The organism is Rheinheimera sp. (genome assembly GCF_037442345.1).
GTDB lineage: Bacteria > Pseudomonadota > Gammaproteobacteria > Enterobacterales > Alteromonadaceae > Pararheinheimera.
Genome location: NZ_JBBIQL010000014.1, coordinates 88,119 through 104,686, shown reverse-complemented (window position 1 = coordinate 104,686; position 16,568 = coordinate 88,119). Strand labels below are relative to the sequence as shown.

Sequence of the window (16,568 nt, the reverse complement as noted above, 5' to 3'; positions counted from 1 at the left end):
ATAGAGCATGTTTGGGCTGATATTGTCCAGCCAGTTGTGGCTGGCGCCCGCCCCAAAACCAGAATGTAACCAAGATTTATGCTGGTCGGTCAGTCCGGCTTTTTGTATTTCTGCGTTACCTGAACAAGCCTGCGAGGCACAGCTGTCGGTGCACTGGCAACACAGTGCCAGTCTGAATTTGTGCCTGACACTGGCGCAGCAGAATTTATCCTGCTGGCAGGATGCTCAGTCTGGGCACTGGCAACAAAACATTGTCTGGCCGGATAAAGGCGTGTTGAGTTTGCAGCAGGGAGAGCGGGTGTTATTGCAAAAGGAGTTGGTGGTGTTAAGCCGGCAACCTGAAAAAAGACGGCGTCTGGTAGCGCCCTGGAGTGTATTCTGATGCATAAAATTTTACTGGTCGAAGACGACGCCCGGCTGGCCAGCCTGGTGCAAAGCTTTTTGCAGCAACAAGGTTTTGAAGTGCGGCTGGAAAGCCGGGGTGACACTGTGGCGGCGGCCTGTCAGTCCTTTGCGCCTGATTTACTCATTCTGGATTTAATGCTGCCAGGTATGGATGGGTTTACTGTCTGCCGTACTATCCGGGCCTGGTTTCAGGCACCCATTCTGATGCTGACCGCCAAACAAAGTGATATTGACCAGGTGCTGGGATTGGAACTGGGCGCCGATGATTATGTCATTAAACCGGTGGAACCCAGGGTGTTGCTGGCCAGGGTCAATGCCTTGCTGCGACGGACTCAGGCGGCCAGTAAAAGCGATAATCAGGAATTGCAGTTTGGCAAACTGAAACTGAACAACAGTGCGCGGGAAGCGCATTATGGTGCTGAGCTGGTGGAACTGACCAGCTATGAGTTTGATTTATTATGGATGCTGGCCAAACACGCTGGCCAGACCGTGAAACGTGAAGCCATTCACAAGCAGATTATCGGCCGTGAATACGACGGTCTGGACCGCACCGTCGATGTGCGGGTATCGCATTTACGCCGTAAATTAAACGACAATGCCGACACCCCTTTTCGGATAAAAACCGTCTGGGGCAAAGGGTATTTGTTTGTCGCTGACGCCTGGAATGACTGACAAAAAGCCATTCGCAGCCATGCCCAGGCTGTTCTTACATTTTTATTTGTTTATCTCGCTGGTGTTGGTTGGCATTGGCTGGACGGTCGAGCGGCTCTGGCAACAGGTGCATGCCGAGCAGGTGCCGGCTTGGGTACTGGTGCTGGCCGGGCAAATCAGTCAGCAGCTGAAACAACAGCAGTTAGCCGCCAACAGCCATGATCTGGTGTTGCCGGTCACCGCTTTGCCTGAAGGCAGCATTCTTTGGTCTGACGCCGAGTTGCAGCAATTGCAACAAGGTGAGGTGATCCCGCTCTTTACCAAAGACCAGGCATTTTTTTACGCCATGCAACAGCAGCAGCTGTGGCAGCTTGGACCTTTGGATCTGACCGATGACAGTCAGGTGCCAGGGTACTGGTTCAGCTTGTTGTTTTTGGGGTTGCTGGCCGTGGCGGTCTGGTTGTGGCTCTGGCCTGTGGCCCGTGACTTACAACGGCTGAAGCAACAGCTGCAGCAGGGCCAGTCACCCGTTGAGGCCTTACCTGTACGTTCCTTTATTGCGCCAATTGCCCACAGCTTTCAGCAAATGCGTCAGCAGATCGAGCGGTTGTTGGGGTTGCAACGCGAGATGACGCAGGCGGTGTCGCATGAGCTGCGTACTCCACTGGCCCGGCTCAGTTTTGCACTGGAGTTGTCGTCGCTGCCAGAAACGGAAAAAGAGCTGATGCTGAAGGATGTGAAAGAGCTGGAGCTGCTGGTCGATGAAATGCTGGACTATGCCCGGTTGGAGTCGGCGCAGCCAGCGCTGGACTGGCAGCAGGTGGACCTGACCGAGCTGTTGCAGAACCTTTGTGAAAAACTGTCGCCTTTGCCCGGCGCTGCCATCGAAACCCGGCTGCCACCTGTGGCGCTCTGGTGGTGTGATGCACATTATCTGGAGCGGGCTGTGCAGAATTTAGTGGTTAACGCCAAAAGGTATGCCAAAAGCCGGGTATTGCTGAGCCTGCAGTTAACGGCTACCGACTGTCTGTTGCAGGTGGATGATGATGGCCCCGGTATTCCGGCCGCCCAGCGGGCTGAAATTCTGAAACCATTTGTCCGGCTGGACCCAAGCCGGCAAAAAGGTTTTGGTGGTTTTGGGCTGGGGTTGGCCATTGTCTGCCGGGTGCTGGAGTGGCATCAGGCTGAGCTGGAAGTACAAAGCAACAGTTGGGGCGGTGCGCGTTTTGTATTGCGTTTTCACCGCTCCGGTAGGCCTGGGGCTCTATAGACCCAGGTTTTTCAGAAAATCATCGTCTGCGTCATCGACCACAGCGGCTGGCGCCACCTGTTCGCTTTGCGTGGCGTTGGCCAGAATATCATCCGGGTTCTCTTCGGCATTAGGCGCAAAGTCATGCAGCTGGATAAACTCGGTTTTGTCCATCGACAGTTCCATATAAAAAATGGCGTGGCTTGGTGTACTGAAGGTGACACGACGCGCCTGAGGCTGGTCCAGCTGGGTATTGACCATGATCTGCACCTGCTTGTTAATGGCCATCATTTTCGGCTGGCTCTGGTTGATGGAGGTTTGCAGTTCCTGCCGTACCCTGTTGGTAAAGTCACCGACAATCTGGTTCATCAGTTCACCCATCACATTGCCCACTTCATCGGAGGTGTGGAACTGCGCCAGTTCGGATTCTGGCATGCCCATGCTCATCAGGTATTTGCGGTAAATTTCCATCGCTGCCGATGCGGTGAAGTTCATAATCACCAGGCCGGAGAAGCCGCCATCAAATAACACAAAACAACCCAGGTCAGGGCGCAGGCAGGTTTTGTGGATCTTCTGCACCATAGGGGAGTAATTGACATTGTGGTTGCCAGCCGCGGATAACACATCGGTGACAGAGCGGCATAACGTCAGCAGAATTTCTTCAGTGGTAATAATTTTGTTCTTTTTCATTGTGTTCTCTACAGCCAGACAGAATTTAACCTAGTATAAGCCGATTTTTAACATGAAGACCATAACTCAGAATTGGGTGATGCAGAGGGAAATGAAAAATGACTGAGCTGGAAAAAATGCGCAGCGGGCTTTGGTTTAACGCCGGGGACAAAGAGCTGGTCGCGATGCGGCAAAAAGCCAAAGCCTTGTGCAGGCAAATAAACCAGCAGGGACCTGTACCGGTGAAGGCGCATCAGCAACTGGCAAAGCAACTTTTTGCCCGGGTCAGCCGTTGTTACATTGAGCCAGACTTTTATTGCGATTACGGTGTTCATATTGAACTGGGGAACAATTTTTACGCCAACCATCACTGCGTGATGCTGGATGCGGCGCCGATACGCATTGGCAACGACGTGTTATTGGGGCCTGGGGTGCAGATTTATACCGTGACTCATCCATTGGACGCGGAGCTGCGGAAAACTGGGGTGGAGCAAGGGTTGCCTGTCACCATAGGCGACTCGGTCTGGATAGGCGGCGGTGCGCTGATTATGCCTGGTGTCAGCATAGGCAATGGTGCCGTGGTGGCCGCTGGTGCTGTGGTGACCAGGGATGTGGCGGCTTTTAGTCTGGTGGCCGGTAATCCGGCCCGTGAAATCCGCAAACTGGAGCCGGGGCCGTCAAAGTCGCAGCCTCAGAATCGAGGCTGCGCATAAATTTCTGCCAGCTTGCCTTGTGTCTTCAGCTGTTCCAGGCCCTGATTAAATTGCTGCTGCAGTCCGGCATTCCAGAACGCTGCCGGGTAATCGACTGCAGGGAAAATCGGATAAATGCTCAGTAAATTGGGGCCGTAATAAGTGCGTGAGTAAAACGACAACACCCGCTCGTCGCCGACAATCAACTGCACTCTGTTATTAAACAGCAGTTCAAACTGCTTTTTCCGGTCTGCTTCTTCCAGGTAATAAGCCTGCTTCATTTGTTGGGCAAAATCTGGTCCTAACACGGCACTGGCCTGTTGATAAGCCACTATGCTTTTGCCTTTTAAATCAGAGAGCTGGCGAATTGGCATTGGACTGTCACGACGGCTGACCACCACGTCCTGGATGGTAAAATAGGGTTGGCTGTAGTAGGCCCCGGGGTAAGGCACAGCCACAGGGCTGGCGATATCCAGTTTGTGCTCTGAAAACAGTTTGAGCAGGCGGCTGTAGCTGTAGAGTTCAAATTCGGCTTCAATGCCTTGCTGGCGCAGAATGTTCTGCACTATGTCGTAATCAATGCCGGTAATTTGTCCCTGGCTGTCGCGGTACGCCCAAGGGGCAGAGTCATGCAAACCAACTTTGATAGGACTGGTGTGGGCCAGGCTACTCAGACAAAGGCCAAGGCAAAACAGGATAAATTTCATAAAGTCCATAAAACTGGCTCAGCTCTGGGTTCAAGTCTGGCATAAATTGGGTTTAAAGTGGCGCCCTGCGCGACAGATAGTAACAGGTTTTTGTGTCAGATCAGCTATCATAGTAAGCCCTCTCGGTTCGAAACCAAAAGTCTGTTGATGAAGTCTCCTGTTTCCTTTGCGATGCTGGCATTGTTAGCCAGTATTATCGCCAGCACCCCGCTGGCAATTGATATGTACCTGCCGGCTATGCCTCAAATGGCACTGGAGCTGGGTACCGATATAGCGGTGATCCAACAATCCCTGAGCAGTTACCTGGCCTTTTATGGCCTGGGGATGTTGCTGTTTGGTCCACTGGCTGACCATTGGGGGCGCAGACCATTGGCCCTGTTTGGTTTGAGTGGTTTTGCGCTGGCCAGTCTGGCGTTGTCCTTTTGTCAGGACGCGCATCAGTTGATTTTTCTGCGGGCAGTGCAGGCCTTTTTCGGCAGTGCAGCCACAGTGGTGGTGCCTGGGATTATCCGCGCTTTGTTCAAGGAGCATACCGCCAAAGGCATGTCTTATGTGTCGATGATTATGATGCTGGCACCGCTGATTGCTCCGGCCATTGGCAGTGTGGTGCTGTGGCTGGGGCACTGGCAGCATATCTTCTTGTTGCTGGCCTTTTATGCGCTGCTGGTGTTGGGCTGTGCCTGGCGTTTCCTGCCCGATCCGACGCCCAGGCTGGCAGGTAAACTGAATTTACTGACCGGCTACAAAGTGGTGTTTGCCCAGGCCAAAGCCCGGCCTTATATCGCCACCTCCATGTTCAGCTCCTTTGCCTTTTTCTGCTTTTTAACCGCAGTGCCTTTTGTGTATATCCAGTTTTATGGCGTGGATGAACAGCAGTTCAGCCTGCTGTTTGCACTCAATGTCGGCGCCTTGATGCTGGCGAATTTTACCAACAGCCGATGGGTGGTACGGGTGGGATCGCCTCGTATGCTCAAAGCAGGTTTAGCGGGTGCGCTGTTTTGTGCCAGTGCCCTGGTCACGGTGAACCTGCTGGGCTGGTCTTTGTGGTGGACAGTGCTGTGTATAGCGCCACTGATGGGCTGTCTGGGCTTGGTCGCTACCAATGCCGACGCTATGATTCTGATGAAGTTTCCGCAGCACAGTGGCAGTGCGACCGCGGTGATAGGCACACTGAGGTTTGGCAGCGGTGCAGTGGCCGGCCCCCTGCTGGCGCTGAGTTACACCGGCACCCCTGTGCCTTTTGCCTGCCTGATGCTGGCCGGGGTGCTGGCGATAGCCTCTTGTCAGTATTGGGCCATCAGGACTGATGCAGGTACTGCAGCAACCGGTCAAACGCCCGGTAACTGATGGCTTCGAGCATATGCTCTCGCCTGACTTGGGGGCTGGCGGCCAGATCGGCAATGGTGCGGGCCACTCTGAGCAGTTTGTGGTAGCAGCGGGCCGACAGCTGCAGTTTATCCAGGCTCAGCGCCAGAAAGTCCCTGTCAGTCTGACTTAACTGACAATACTGCTCCAGCTCGGCAGGCGACAGCCGCACATTGGCTTTGTGCTGGCGCTGCAGTTGCCGCTCTCTGGCTTGCCACACCCGGCTGCGTACCTGCGCCGTACTCTCTGTTGTTTGCGGTGTGTGCAAAGCCTGAATGGGTAATAACGGTACTTCAACCTGCAAATCTATTCTGTCCAGTAAAGGACCTGACAAGCGGCTGAGGTAACGGCGGATCTGCTCGTGACTGGCGCGGCCATCCTGATGGTGACCGGACGGGCTGGGGTTTAACGCGGCCACCAGCTGAAATTCGGCCGGAAACTCAGCCTGACGGGCGGCGCGGGAAATAAACACAGTACCGGCTTCCAATGGCTGACGTAATACCTCCAGCACAGTGCGGGGAAATTCCGGCAGTTCGTCCAAAAATAATACCCCATGATGGGCCAAAGAGATTTCACCAGGTCTGGGCACAGAGCTGCCGCCAACCAGAGCCACCGCTGAACAGCTGTGATGCGGCTGGCGAAAGGGGCGCTGCTGCCAGTCAGCCAGGGGTCTGGGCTGACCGGCAATCGAATAAATGGCGGCGCAGCTTAAAGCTTCACTGGCGGTTAAAGGCGGTAACAAACCTGGCAGGCGTTGGGCCAGCATCGACTTTCCGGTGCCGGCCGGGCCATACATCAACAAATGGTGGCCGCCGGCCGCCGCCAGTTCCAACGCGCGTTTGGCCTGCTGCTGGCCCCGCACATCCTGTAAGTCCGGCCAGTCAGTGGCGGATGCCAACGGCAGTTCAGGCACGGCAGGCAATGCTTGCCCATGCTGCAAAAAGGCGTGGACCTGCAACAGATGGGCGGCACCATGCACCACAGCCTGTGGGATCTGCCTGGCCTGACTGGCGTTGTCCAAGGGCATCAGCGCCTGATGCCCTGCGTGCTGGCAGGCCAGCATCAGCGGAATTTCACCCACAATAGGACGTAAGGCTCCGGACAGCGCCAGCTCGCCATAAAATTCATAGCCTGAGGTGTCGGCCTGCAACTGGCCGCTGGCTTTCAGAATGCCCAGGGCGATGGCCAAATCGAAACGGCCACTTTCTTTGGGCAGGTCGGCCGGGGCCAGGTTGACGGTGATTTTTTTATCCGGAAACTCAAACCCACTGTTCAGCAGTGCGCTACGCACTCTGTCTCTGGCTTCTTTTACCGAAGTTTCAGGTAAACCCACCAGCAGAAAAGCGGGCAAGCCGCTGCTCAGATGCACTTCCACTGTGACTATGGGGGCTTGCAGGCCACAACGGGCTCGGCTTTGGATCAAGGCCAGACTCATCACAGTTCCTTTGTGATTCGTGGTGTTTGCTCAGTCTAATTCAGCTGCTGTTTTTTGCCACTGCCCCGGCTCTCGCTTGTACCGGAAAGAGTTCTGGTCAACAGGTATGGCTCTGCGCTATTTTTAACGGGTGTTAAGTTGTTGTGAGAACCCGGATGCGATTGACGTTGGTGCTGACTCTGTTTTGCCTCTGTCTGAGTGCGGCTGCTGTAGCAAAGGAGTACCTGATAGGTATAGAGCAACTGGATTATTACCCGCATTATGATTTTAAATCGGCGCAGCCCAGAGGCTACATTTACGATCTGATCCAGCTCTACAGCCAGTGGAGCGGCGACAGTTTTCGTTTTGTGCCTTTGCCGGTCAAACGGCTCTATGCAGACGCAATGGAACTGACCGATTTTGTTTACCCGGATAACAGTGCCTGGCAGGCACATCTGGCTGTTGCTGGCCAACCGGAAAAAATCTTCAGTGACCCGGTGATTTATACCCTGGGCAGCACTATGGTCAGGCCGGAAAATGCGGCTATGCAGCTGGAACAATTTAAGGTGCTGGCCCATATCCATGGTTTTTCACCCACTTTGTGGGCGCCATTACTCAGCCAATACAAGATCCGCATTCTGGAGGTCCCGGACGCCGAGTTTGCGCTGAAAATGACATTGCGGGGGCGGGTGGATGGTGCCAACGTGGAATACAATGTGGCGGCTTATCATCTGGCGCAGATGAAGCAGTCTGGCGCCCTGGTGGCCGGGCAGTCGTTGCCGTTCAGCAATCTGGCTTTTCATCTGTCCACCCAAAAACACCCGGAGCAGATCCGGCGTTTTAACCGTTTTTTGCAGGAGCAGGCGGCAGCTGTTAAGGCGCTGAAACAACGATACGCCTTAATAGAATTTAAACACCAGTTGCCTGCAATTGCACCGGCGGCACCGCAAGCTGCTGAAATCCGCCAATAAAGCCGCTACACTAGCCGCAGTTTCTCAACTTTACAGGACATTGTTATGTTTGAATGGATCGCCAGTCCCGAAGCCTGGATTGCGCTGGGTACCCTGGCCGCGCTGGAAATAGTGCTGGGTATCGACAATATCATTTTCTTATCCATCCTGGTCGGGCGCCTGCCCGAGCATCAGCGTGCTTTTGCCCGCCGTTTAGGTCTGGCGCTGGCCATGATTGCCCGTCTGGCCTTGTTGTTCTCCATCAGCTGGGTGATGGGCCTGACTGAACCGCTGTTCAGTGTGTTGGGTAACGAAATATCCGGCCGGGACATTATCCTGATCGGCGGTGGTCTGTTCCTGCTGGCTAAATCGACTCAGGAAATTCACCACAGTCTGGAAGGGGTGGAGGAGCAAGCTTCAGGCCCGAAAGTGGCGGCCAACAGCCTGATCATGGTGCTGATCCAGATTGCGATTCTGGACATCGTCTTCTCGCTGGACTCAGTGATTACCGCCGTAGGTTTGGTGAATGATATTGAAATTATGGCCATTGCCATTATTGCTGCTGTCGCAGTGATGATGTTTGCTGCCAAGCCGATTGGGGATTTTGTCGACGAGCATCCGTCGGTGAAGATTCTGGCTTTGTCCTTCCTGATTGTGGTCGGTGTCACCCTGATGGTGGAAGGCTTCGACGTGCATGTACCTAAGGGGTATATCTACTTCGCCATGGCCTTCTCGGTGGCGGTGGAGATGATCAATATCCGTATGCGCAAAGGCAAAGCGGTAAAGCTGCACAAAGCCATGTCGGATTCCGAGCAGGCATAAGCTGCTGACGTTATTAAAACAGGCCCGTAGGGCCTGTTTTTTTTAGCTGTCAGTGGCGGCTACGCCGTTCCAGTAAGTAAAACGCACAGGTAGCGAGCACCAGCATCACCCCAACGGCCACTGTGACCGAACTGATACGGTACAACGCGCTGTACATCATGTCCTGATTGGGGGTCAGGTACTGACCAAAGATAATGGCCATCGTGGTCATGCCGCCAAAAGCGACGCCTGAACCTGGTCCTTCTTTTTGCTGGGCGCGGGCAAACAGCAACATGCCCAGAAAAAACAGTGGCAGGACCAGAGTGATTTGCTGGTAGTGGTTGTACAGCAGCACCTGGCACAACACCGCATAAGCCGAGCCCAGCAGCACCCCTGTCGCTCTTTTCAGCCCGGCCTGTACTATGGCACTGAATTGCAGAGGCAGCAGGATCAGAATGGTGCTGGCCTGGGCAGATAAAGAGTCCTTCAGGTCCAGCCACTGAAACGCCAGGAAGGACGCCGTTACCAATGCAGCCAGGACCAGCAGGTGCGGGACTGGAATGGGGGGCGGAGCGGGCCGTGCCGGCGGTGGCGCTGTGGGTAACAGGTAGGTCAGACTCAGCGCAATCAGCATAGCGCTCACATTGGCCAGCACGCTGTTCTCCAGCATGGCCCCGGCGTCCAGGCCAGGATAGCTGGCAAAATGCAGAAAAATACTGCTGTTTATCAGTGCTGTGGCGGCAAACACAAAATAGACCCCAGCGGCCATCAGACGGAATAACCAGAAAAAATAGCCAAACAACAGCAGGCTGAGTACGGGGCCATAGCCGCCCAGCCATTGGTAGACCAGCACAGTGCTGCCGGAAATCAGTGTTGAGGCGACAAACTGTTTCAGCAAAAAGCCATTCAGCGTGGGCAGCAGCCCCAACAGCAATACCGGGCCTATGGTAAAAAATACACCCCAGTTATCGGAGTCTGTCAGTTTGGCCAGCAGCAGGCTCAGGCTGGCACCTATCGCCAGCCTGAGTACAGCGTTAAAAGGGTGGACGGCAGCGGGGCGCATACGGACCTCAGTGGTGAGCGTTCAGCACGTTAATAAATGTAGTGCAGCAGGCTGATGGCTTTAATTTGTAACTGCGCCAGCCTGTTGAACAGGCTCCAGCTGTGCTCAGCAGGTAACAACTGCACAGTAGCGCGCGAGCCGACCACCAGTTTGTCCGGCACCTGACTGTTCAGCGTCAGGTTGACCCGCAGACGCTGTGCATCCCGCACCCAGCGGGTGCTGCTTTCCACACTGGCCAGCTGGCCATCGGGTTTCCCTTGAGCTGTGGCGACACCTGCATCTATGGTATTGACCTGGGCCGCAAATACCTGGCCCGGCAGGGCGTCAAAAGCCACCAGCGCCTGAGTGCCCTGCGTTACATGCAACAGGCTTTTTTCACGAAAGGCGGCGCTGACCCAGCTCTGCTGGGTGGATACCAGTGCCAGCACGGCCTGATGGCTGTTCAGATTGGTGCCGACTTCCAGTTGCAAATCGCTGACCACCCCATCAACATCGGCATAAACTTTGGTGCGCGACAAATCCAGCTCGGCCTGCGCCAGCTGAGTACGGGCCTGCTGAATAGCCACCAGTTCAACACCCTTGGCACCCAGTTCGGCCACCACTTCCGCTGTGGCCGCCTGTGCCGCTTGCCAGGCGGCATCAGCTTGTTGCAGGGCCGTCAGGCTTTGTTCCAGTTGCTGTTGTGGGATCAGTTGCTGCTGGCGTAATTGCCGGGCCCGGCCTGCGTCCAGCCGGCTTTGCTCCAGCTGCACCTGGGCCTGCTGTTGCCTGGCTTTGGCACTGTCCAGTGTCGCCAGCAATTGTTGGTGTTTCTGCTGCATTTGTTGCAGTTGCAGTTGTGCCAGTTCCAGTTTCAGCTGCTGGTCTGTGGCATCCAGCTCAAATAACAAATCACCCTTTTTCACCTGCTGGTTATTACTGACTGCCACATGAGTGACACGGCCCTGCACTTGCGGCGCCACCTGTACTACATAACGTTGCATCAGGCTGTCCGTGCTCAGCGGCATCAGCAAATCGGCCAACAGGTAATAACCAAACAACAAGGCAAAGCTCAGCAGGGTCCAGCGGACCCAGCGGTTAAAGAGTTGTTCTGCACTCATGGCTGTACTCCGGATTTTTGCTGCTCCAGCAACAGGCTGCTCTGTTGCACCAATTGCTGGATCAGCAAGGGGAAAAGTTGTTGCTGTTCAGCGGGCAGGCAGCCCAGCATCTGTTGCTGCAACGCAAGACGGCGTTCGTTGATTTGTGCCACCAGCGGCAGGGCATCCGGCAGTAACACCAACACTTTTTGCCGTCTGTCCTGTTCGGATGGCTGGCGTTTTACCAGTGCCTGTTTTTCCAGCTGGTCCAGTACAGGCACTAAAGACGGCGTTTCAATGCCTAATAAGCGAGCCAGCTCCGTTTGGCTCAGGCCCTGATGCTCGGCGATGTAAACCAAAGCGACCCCTGAACATTGGGTAAACCCCAAAGGGGCCAGTTGCTGGTCCAGCAAACTACGCCATTGGCGGGATAACGAATGGATTAACAGGCCTATGCTTTGGAAACTCATTGTTCGTCGCTTAATTGTTAGGAATCTAATTAAATTATAATTAGCTTCCTAACTAATTGCAAGCGAGCTTTGGAAAGTGGTGGTGTGACTCAGCGTAAATCGCCTTTTTTGCCAAACACCGGAATGGTCAGATGCCAGCGAATAGCGGCCAGCCGCAACGCCAGCAATGCCACCATACCTGCCAGCATGGCCGGCATTTTGGCGGTGCCCAGCGCCAGCAGCTGCACATAGACCAGGCCTCCAAAAATGCAGGTTATGGCGTAAAGTTCGCCGCGAAACACCAGGGGGATCTCGCGGCACAGCACGTCGCGGATCATACCGCCACAGACCCCACTCATGGTGCCGAGCATAATAGCGACAAAACCGGATGCGCCGTGGTCCAGTGCTTTTTGCGTGCCCATAATGACGAAAAAAGCCAGCCCTATGGCGTCGGCAATCTGCAGCGCATTGTTGGGGATCCGCAGGCGTTTGCGCACCCAGAGAATCGTCAGCAGAGCGGCAGTGAAAATGGCGACAAAATAGCTGTTGTTGCTGAGCCAGATCACCGGGGTATCCAGGATCAGATCACGCAGGGTACCGCCCCCTATTGCCGTCACAGTGGCCAGCACTATGACGCCAAAACCATCCATTTGTTTGCGCCAGGCCGCCAGGGTGCCAGTGGCGGCAAATACGGCAATACCCAATAAATCAAACCAGTGAAAGTACTGTTCCATCCCTGCAAAATCCTGCTGGCCGGTAAAGCGACAGAGTAGCGTCCGGGCCTTGCGGCTGACAAGCAAAAAGCCGCCGTGGTAGCATGGCGGAAATTTCGAAAGGACAAGCAAATGACCAAAAAACTCTGGATAGGTGGAAGTGTGGTACTGATCCTGGCCGCAACAGGGGCTCTGGTCTATGCCAATCATCAGGCTGAGCTTTATGTTGCAGCGCAGATTAAGGATGCAAACGCGCAATACAGAGCTTTGGCTGAACTGGGAGAGATGCCGCCATTTCAGCTGGGGTATCAGGATTTATCGGCCAATGTGCTGACCTCGCATTACAAGGTGCATGGCCTGACACTGAGCATGGACGGCATGGGGGTCATTGCCAGCGTGGAGTTGGTCGACTTAAAAGGGGTGCAACTGTCTGGTATGCCAAGCCAGAGTTCGGCCCGGCTGGAAGGGATCCGTATTGCGGATGCAGCCTTACAGGGCTTGCCGCCGGATCTGTCGGCTTATTTGCAGCAATTGACCATGGGACTGAACTATCAGTACCAGTACGATGCCCATCTGGGTGAACTGAATTTTTCCCAGCAGTTGCTGGTGCAGGACAAGCTGGAGCTCAGTTATCAGTTCAGCCTTGGCGGGATGCAACCTTTATGGGGCTATGCGGAAGAATTGCAAAAACTCAGCCCTGAGCAACAGCAACAAAGGGCCGAACAGGAAGATTACCTGCCACAGCTGATGCAAAAAGTCGGGCAGGCCAGCCTGATCAAAGGCGAGGTGCAGATTGACAATCATCAATTCTGGCAACAGTTGACCGGCCATTTTGCCAGTGCAGGTTTCAGTGCTGATTTCGCCACGCTGCAAAGTTTGCTGCTGGCCCAATTGGATGACAATCCGCAGTTGCCTGCCGCCATCCGGCAACCTTTGCAGCAATTTATCCAGCAGCCTGAACAGATCCGGCTGAGTTTTGAATTTGCTGAACCCGTCAGCTTTGCCAGCATGCAGGACGGCACTGCTATGCAGGGTATTGAAAGCACAGAGCAGTTGCTGGAAAAAGCGGGTTTTGTGCTGGAAGCCAAAACCTTCTGACGCCCTGTTTGGGGTGCAAGTCCGATCAACTCCAGGTTGACATAAGAATGGTTCGCATTTATAAATGCGAACCTTTTTCAATCCTGGTGCTCCCGAAATGAAACTGACGAAATTCGCCCTGTTATGTCTGCCTTTGCCGTTATTGGCTGCAGAATCTGTCGATCCTGTTGAAACTATTGAGATTTCTGCAACAAGGAGCAGTTACCCAGTCAGTACAGTGCCAGCCACTATTACGGTGATCGACCAGGAACAAATTAAACAACAGCTGGCAACCACCTCGGATTTATCACAAATTCTCGGCAACCTGATGCCGTCCTTTTCACCCAGCCGGCAAAAAATGACGGCCAATGGTGAGACGCTGCGAGGCCGTGAACCTCTGTATATGATTGACGGGGTGCCACAATCCACACCTTTGCGTAATGGCTCACGGGATGGCAACACCATAGACCCGGCCATGATTGAGCGTATTGAAATCATTCGTGGTGCCAATGCCATTCAGGGCATGGGCGCCAGCGGCGGTATTATCAATATCATCACCAAATCGCCTGCTGAGCTGCAGCATCAGGTGAAGCTGACCGGTGTGGCTCCCACTGCAGGTGGCAGCGATACCCAAAGTTATAAAGCCAGTTACCTGTATTCGGACCAGTTTGACAATGTATCGCTGGTGACCGGCGTGGCCTACAACAAAACGGGCCTGTACCTCGACGGCGACGGCAATCCTATAGGTGTGGATACCACGCAGGGCGACACCATGGATTCGGACAGTGTTGATCTGTTTGTCAAAACCCGCTGGCAGCTGGACACAGAGCAAAGCCTGCAACTGATGGTGAACCACTTCGACCTGCAGGGCAATAACAACTACGTACTGGTAAACGGCAATGCCGCCGCTGGTATTCCGGCCACGTCCAAAGCAGGTGAAACCGAAGGCAAAGCGGCACAAAACAAAGTGACCACAGCCTCTTTGGATTACCAGCATCAGAATTTCGCTGGTGGCTCGCTGAGTCTGCAGCTGTTTGGCAAAGATTTTAAATCCATGTTTGGTGGCAGTCGGGCGGCCACTTTCCAGGACCCGGCGCTTGGCAGCAATATTTTTGACCAGTCCCAAAACGTGTCACGCAAACTCGGCAGCCGCGCCACTTACTTCAAAGCCGACCTGCTGGGTTCAGACCTTGACCTGAGCACAGGGCTGGACTGGATGCAGGACACCACCTATCAGCAACTGGTGATGACAGGCCGTAACTGGGTGCCGGAAGCCACCTTCAGCAACTACGCCCCTTTTGTGCAGCTGCGTTATGACGGGCTGAAAAACTGGATCTTCAGTGCTGGTGGTCGTTATGAATATGGCAAATTAAAGGTGGATGATTTCACCACCCTGGCGTCCAGCAACAGCAGCTTTGTCGAAGGCGGCTCGCCCAGTTTCAATGATTTTCTGCATAACTTTGGCGTGGTCTATCAGCTGACCGCTATGACCCGGGTGTATGCCAGCTACAATCAGGGCTTTGGTATGCCGGACGTGGGCCGGGTGCTGCGGGCGATCAATAAGCCCAATCAGTCGGTGGCTCAGTTCCTGAATCTGCAGCCTGTGGTGTCAGACAATGCCGAGTTTGGTTTTGAAATGGCGGATGATCTGTACCGCTGGCAGTTGAGTTATTTCCAGTCGGATTCGGACTTAGGTTCACGGCTGCAGGCGGACGCCGACGGTATTTACAGCGTGATGCGCGAACAGACCGAAATCAGCGGCGTTGAATTTGAAGCCGAGTTGTATCTGAGCAGTGAAACAACCCTCGGACTGACTTACGCCACTACGGACGGTCAGTACGACAGCAACAATGACGGCCGGGTCGACCGTGATTTAGGTGGCATTAACATTGCGCCTGAACGGTTGAACCTGTACTGGCTGGCCCAGTGGCCACAGCACATCAGCAGCAGAGTGCAATTCAGCCAGCTGATGGATATGAACTTCAATGATGGCAGTTCCTTTGAGGGCTATCATACGGTGGATGCTTCAGTCCGTTACGACAATGCGACTTACGGCAGCTGGAGCCTGGGGATCGAAAACCTGCTGGATAAGCAGTACATTACTTACTATTCACAGACCACGCCGGCCAATGCGACCTATTTCTCTGGTTTGGGACGCACTGTCACCTTGAGCTGGCAAACCGCCTTTTAAGAGGTTTTGATGAGCCGTACCTGGCACCGACAACTTGGACTTTGGTTTGGCTTGCTGTTGGTGCTGATGGCTGTGACCGGCGGTATTCTGCTGTATAAAAACAGTCTGCTGCAGTGGCACTACCCGCAACTGCAGCTGCCTTACCAGCCAGATTTGAAAGTCTGGGGTCAGGTACTGGACCAATTGCCACAGCAGGACTACGGCTACGCCCGCATTCCGACCCCTGAGCGGCCCTGGCTGGAGCTGGCCCGGCACGATGGCACACTGGAGTACTTTTCACCTGCGGGTGAACTGCTGCTGAGCCGCACACCTTATCAGGACTGGATCGGCTGGAGTTACCAGCTGCATCTGTATTTTTTTGTCAAAGACTGGGGGCATCAGCTGCCCGGTGTGGTTGGGCTGCTGGCGTTGCTGCTGTTTGCCCTGGGTGCAAAACTCAGCTGGCCCAGACACTGGAGCTGGCGTGTATGGCAGCCTCCTGCAGGTCCGGCCGATGGCCGTCGCGCCCGGCACTGGCACTGGCTGGTCGGCCTGTTGAGCTTGCCTTTGTTAAGCTGGACTGCTCTGACCGGCACTTTGGTGGTGTATAACAAAGAAGTGAGCGCCGGTCTGAACTGGCTGCTGCAGCAGGCGCCGCCAGCGAACACCAGCCTGCCTGCAGTGAATTACCCGATACAACAGGGGCAATGGACTTTGTGGTTGCAGGCGGCTCAGCAGGTCGCGCCGCAAGCGCAGATCCGGCTGGTCAGTTTTCGTAAAACTGCAGACCAGCCCTTGTCGATGCGGCTGCAATTGCCAACAGAATGGCACCCCAATGGCCGTACCCAATTGCTGCTTGACCCAGGCAATGCTCAGCTGTTGCAGCTGAACAAAGCCACAGAAATGGGCTGGGTCAGCCGGCTGATGCAACTGCTGTATCCACTGCATATAGCGGCAGTAGGAGGAACCCTGTACTTACTGGTGTTGCTGCTCGCAGCGCTGCTGGTGCCGCTGCTGTGGGGACTGGGGTTGTTGTGGCACAAAGGCCGGACTGCAAAATAAAAAATCGCCAGGAGCGATTTTTAACAACGCAGCGCGTTGGCCTGTAAGGTGC

General features: G+C 54.6%; 17 protein-coding genes. 10 read left to right on the top strand and 7 right to left on the bottom strand.

Translation table 11 applies throughout. The features are described 5' to 3' along the window. Positions 1 to 7 precede the first annotated feature (7 nt). From WKJ04_RS10380 to WKJ04_RS10370, 3 genes are read left to right on the top strand one after another with little or no spacing between them, the layout of a single operon-like run. Positions 8 to 382, top strand: coding sequence for a DUF3019 domain-containing protein (locus WKJ04_RS10380; protein ID WP_337880359.1), 375 nt, complete (start codon positions 8 to 10; stop codon positions 380 to 382). Then, positions 382 to 1,077 carry a response regulator gene (locus tag WKJ04_RS10375; protein WP_337841524.1) on the top strand — a complete coding sequence of 232 codons (696 nt, stop codon included), beginning with the start codon at positions 382 to 384 and terminating at the stop codon, positions 1,075 to 1,077. Before WKJ04_RS10380 ends, WKJ04_RS10375 begins: the two co-directional genes overlap by 1 nt. Next, positions 1,070 to 2,326, top strand: coding sequence for an ATP-binding protein (locus WKJ04_RS10370; protein WP_337880358.1), 1,257 nt, complete (start codon positions 1,070 to 1,072; stop codon positions 2,324 to 2,326). The genes WKJ04_RS10375 and WKJ04_RS10370 overlap by 8 nt, the downstream gene beginning before the upstream one ends. On the opposite strand, the gene WKJ04_RS10365 is transcribed toward WKJ04_RS10370, so the two are convergent. Then, a complete protein-coding gene (locus tag WKJ04_RS10365) occupies positions 2,321 to 2,995 on the bottom strand; it encodes a DUF3334 family protein (RefSeq protein WP_337880357.1) in 675 nt (224 codons plus the stop codon). The genes WKJ04_RS10370 and WKJ04_RS10365 overlap by 6 nt on opposite strands. A 98-nt stretch (positions 2,996 to 3,093) precedes the next feature. Between WKJ04_RS10365 and WKJ04_RS10360 the strand changes: the two genes are divergently transcribed. Beyond that, positions 3,094 to 3,687 (top strand): sugar O-acetyltransferase, encoded by a 594-nt coding sequence (locus WKJ04_RS10360; protein WP_337880356.1) that lies wholly within the window; start codon positions 3,094 to 3,096, stop codon positions 3,685 to 3,687. On the opposite strand, the gene WKJ04_RS10355 is transcribed toward WKJ04_RS10360, so the two are convergent. Then, positions 3,666 to 4,373: a transporter substrate-binding domain-containing protein gene (locus WKJ04_RS10355; protein WP_337880355.1), complete on the bottom strand. Its 708-nt coding sequence runs from the start codon at positions 4,371 to 4,373 to the stop codon at positions 3,666 to 3,668. The two genes, WKJ04_RS10360 and WKJ04_RS10355, sit on opposite strands and share 22 nt — an antisense overlap. A 147-nt stretch (positions 4,374 to 4,520) precedes the next feature. On the opposite strand from WKJ04_RS10355, the gene WKJ04_RS10350 reads away from it, so the two are divergent. Then, positions 4,521 to 5,720: a Bcr/CflA family efflux MFS transporter gene (locus tag WKJ04_RS10350; protein ID WP_337880354.1), complete on the top strand. Its 1,200-nt coding sequence runs from the start codon at positions 4,521 to 4,523 to the stop codon at positions 5,718 to 5,720. On the opposite strand, the gene WKJ04_RS10345 is transcribed toward WKJ04_RS10350, so the two are convergent. Further along, positions 5,671 to 7,173 carry a YifB family Mg chelatase-like AAA ATPase gene (locus WKJ04_RS10345; protein WP_337880353.1) on the bottom strand — a complete coding sequence of 501 codons (1,503 nt, stop codon included), beginning with the start codon at positions 7,171 to 7,173 and terminating at the stop codon, positions 5,671 to 5,673. The two genes, WKJ04_RS10350 and WKJ04_RS10345, sit on opposite strands and share 50 nt — an antisense overlap. Before the next feature lie 155 nt (positions 7,174 to 7,328). Here WKJ04_RS10345 and WKJ04_RS10340 point away from each other — a divergent pair, with 155 nt between their 5' ends. Together WKJ04_RS10340 and WKJ04_RS10335 are read left to right on the top strand one after the other, a co-directional pair. Next, a complete protein-coding gene (locus WKJ04_RS10340) occupies positions 7,329 to 8,123 on the top strand; it encodes a transporter substrate-binding domain-containing protein (RefSeq protein ID WP_337880352.1) in 795 nt (264 codons plus the stop codon). A gap of 45 nt (positions 8,124 to 8,168) precedes the next feature. Beyond that, a complete protein-coding gene (locus WKJ04_RS10335; protein ID WP_337880351.1) occupies positions 8,169 to 8,924 on the top strand; it encodes a TerC family protein in 756 nt (251 codons plus the stop codon). A gap of 49 nt (positions 8,925 to 8,973) precedes the next feature. Here the strand turns inward: WKJ04_RS10335 and WKJ04_RS10330 are convergent, their stop codons facing one another. The 4 genes from WKJ04_RS10330 to WKJ04_RS10315 form a co-directional block, all read right to left on the bottom strand. Beyond that, on the bottom strand, positions 8,974 to 9,966 hold the full coding sequence (locus WKJ04_RS10330; RefSeq protein ID WP_337880350.1) for a DUF2955 domain-containing protein: 993 nt from the start codon (positions 9,964 to 9,966) through the stop codon (positions 8,974 to 8,976). Between the two features lie 29 nt (positions 9,967 to 9,995). Then, a complete protein-coding gene (locus WKJ04_RS10325; RefSeq protein ID WP_337880349.1) occupies positions 9,996 to 11,066 on the bottom strand; it encodes an efflux RND transporter periplasmic adaptor subunit in 1,071 nt (356 codons plus the stop codon). After that, positions 11,063 to 11,515 carry a MarR family transcriptional regulator gene (locus WKJ04_RS10320; RefSeq protein WP_337880348.1) on the bottom strand — a complete coding sequence of 151 codons (453 nt, stop codon included), beginning with the start codon at positions 11,513 to 11,515 and terminating at the stop codon, positions 11,063 to 11,065. The genes WKJ04_RS10325 and WKJ04_RS10320 overlap by 4 nt, the downstream gene beginning before the upstream one ends. Before the next feature lie 89 nt (positions 11,516 to 11,604). Further along, the gene (locus WKJ04_RS10315) at positions 11,605 to 12,228 is read right to left on the bottom strand and encodes a trimeric intracellular cation channel family protein (protein WP_337841512.1); all 624 of its coding nucleotides are present in this window, start codon (positions 12,226 to 12,228) and stop codon (positions 11,605 to 11,607) included. Between the two features lie 111 nt (positions 12,229 to 12,339). Here WKJ04_RS10315 and WKJ04_RS10310 point away from each other — a divergent pair, with 111 nt between their 5' ends. From WKJ04_RS10310 to WKJ04_RS10300, 3 genes are all read left to right on the top strand, one after another. Further along, on the top strand, positions 12,340 to 13,305 hold the full coding sequence (locus WKJ04_RS10310) for a hypothetical protein (protein WP_337880347.1): 966 nt from the start codon (positions 12,340 to 12,342) through the stop codon (positions 13,303 to 13,305). Positions 13,306 to 13,402: 97 nt separating this feature from the next. Beyond that, positions 13,403 to 15,475, top strand: coding sequence for a TonB-dependent receptor (locus WKJ04_RS10305; protein ID WP_337880346.1), 2,073 nt, complete (start codon positions 13,403 to 13,405; stop codon positions 15,473 to 15,475). Between the two features lie 9 nt (positions 15,476 to 15,484). Beyond that, positions 15,485 to 16,516: a PepSY domain-containing protein gene (locus tag WKJ04_RS10300; protein WP_337880345.1), complete on the top strand. Its 1,032-nt coding sequence runs from the start codon at positions 15,485 to 15,487 to the stop codon at positions 16,514 to 16,516. Positions 16,517 to 16,568 lie beyond the last annotated feature (52 nt).

Bases quoted from the DNA above. Each gene is read 5' to 3' on its own strand.
- WKJ04_RS10380 (WP_337880359.1), top strand. From the start codon at position 8: ATGTTTGGGCTGATATTGTCCAGCCAGTTGTGGCTGGCGCCCGCCCCA.
- WKJ04_RS10375 (WP_337841524.1), top strand. From the start codon at position 382: ATGCATAAAATTTTACTGGTCGAAGACGACGCCCGGCTGGCCAGCCTG.
- WKJ04_RS10370 (WP_337880358.1), top strand. From the start codon at position 1,070: ATGACTGACAAAAAGCCATTCGCAGCCATGCCCAGGCTGTTCTTACAT.
- WKJ04_RS10365 (WP_337880357.1), bottom strand. From the start codon at position 2,995: ATGAAAAAGAACAAAATTATTACCACTGAAGAAATTCTGCTGACGTTA.
- WKJ04_RS10360 (WP_337880356.1), top strand. From the start codon at position 3,094: ATGACTGAGCTGGAAAAAATGCGCAGCGGGCTTTGGTTTAACGCCGGG.
- WKJ04_RS10355 (WP_337880355.1), bottom strand. From the start codon at position 4,373: ATGAAATTTATCCTGTTTTGCCTTGGCCTTTGTCTGAGTAGCCTGGCC.
- WKJ04_RS10350 (WP_337880354.1), top strand. From the start codon at position 4,521: ATGAAGTCTCCTGTTTCCTTTGCGATGCTGGCATTGTTAGCCAGTATT.
- WKJ04_RS10345 (WP_337880353.1), bottom strand. From the start codon at position 7,173: ATGAGTCTGGCCTTGATCCAAAGCCGAGCCCGTTGTGGCCTGCAAGCC.
- WKJ04_RS10340 (WP_337880352.1), top strand. From the start codon at position 7,329: ATGCGATTGACGTTGGTGCTGACTCTGTTTTGCCTCTGTCTGAGTGCG.
- WKJ04_RS10335 (WP_337880351.1), top strand. From the start codon at position 8,169: ATGTTTGAATGGATCGCCAGTCCCGAAGCCTGGATTGCGCTGGGTACC.
- WKJ04_RS10330 (WP_337880350.1), bottom strand. From the start codon at position 9,966: ATGCGCCCCGCTGCCGTCCACCCTTTTAACGCTGTACTCAGGCTGGCG.
- WKJ04_RS10325 (WP_337880349.1), bottom strand. From the start codon at position 11,066: ATGAGTGCAGAACAACTCTTTAACCGCTGGGTCCGCTGGACCCTGCTG.
- WKJ04_RS10320 (WP_337880348.1), bottom strand. From the start codon at position 11,515: ATGAGTTTCCAAAGCATAGGCCTGTTAATCCATTCGTTATCCCGCCAA.
- WKJ04_RS10315 (WP_337841512.1), bottom strand. From the start codon at position 12,228: ATGGAACAGTACTTTCACTGGTTTGATTTATTGGGTATTGCCGTATTT.
- WKJ04_RS10310 (WP_337880347.1), top strand. From the start codon at position 12,340: ATGACCAAAAAACTCTGGATAGGTGGAAGTGTGGTACTGATCCTGGCC.
- WKJ04_RS10305 (WP_337880346.1), top strand. From the start codon at position 13,403: ATGAAACTGACGAAATTCGCCCTGTTATGTCTGCCTTTGCCGTTATTG.
- WKJ04_RS10300 (WP_337880345.1), top strand. From the start codon at position 15,485: ATGAGCCGTACCTGGCACCGACAACTTGGACTTTGGTTTGGCTTGCTG.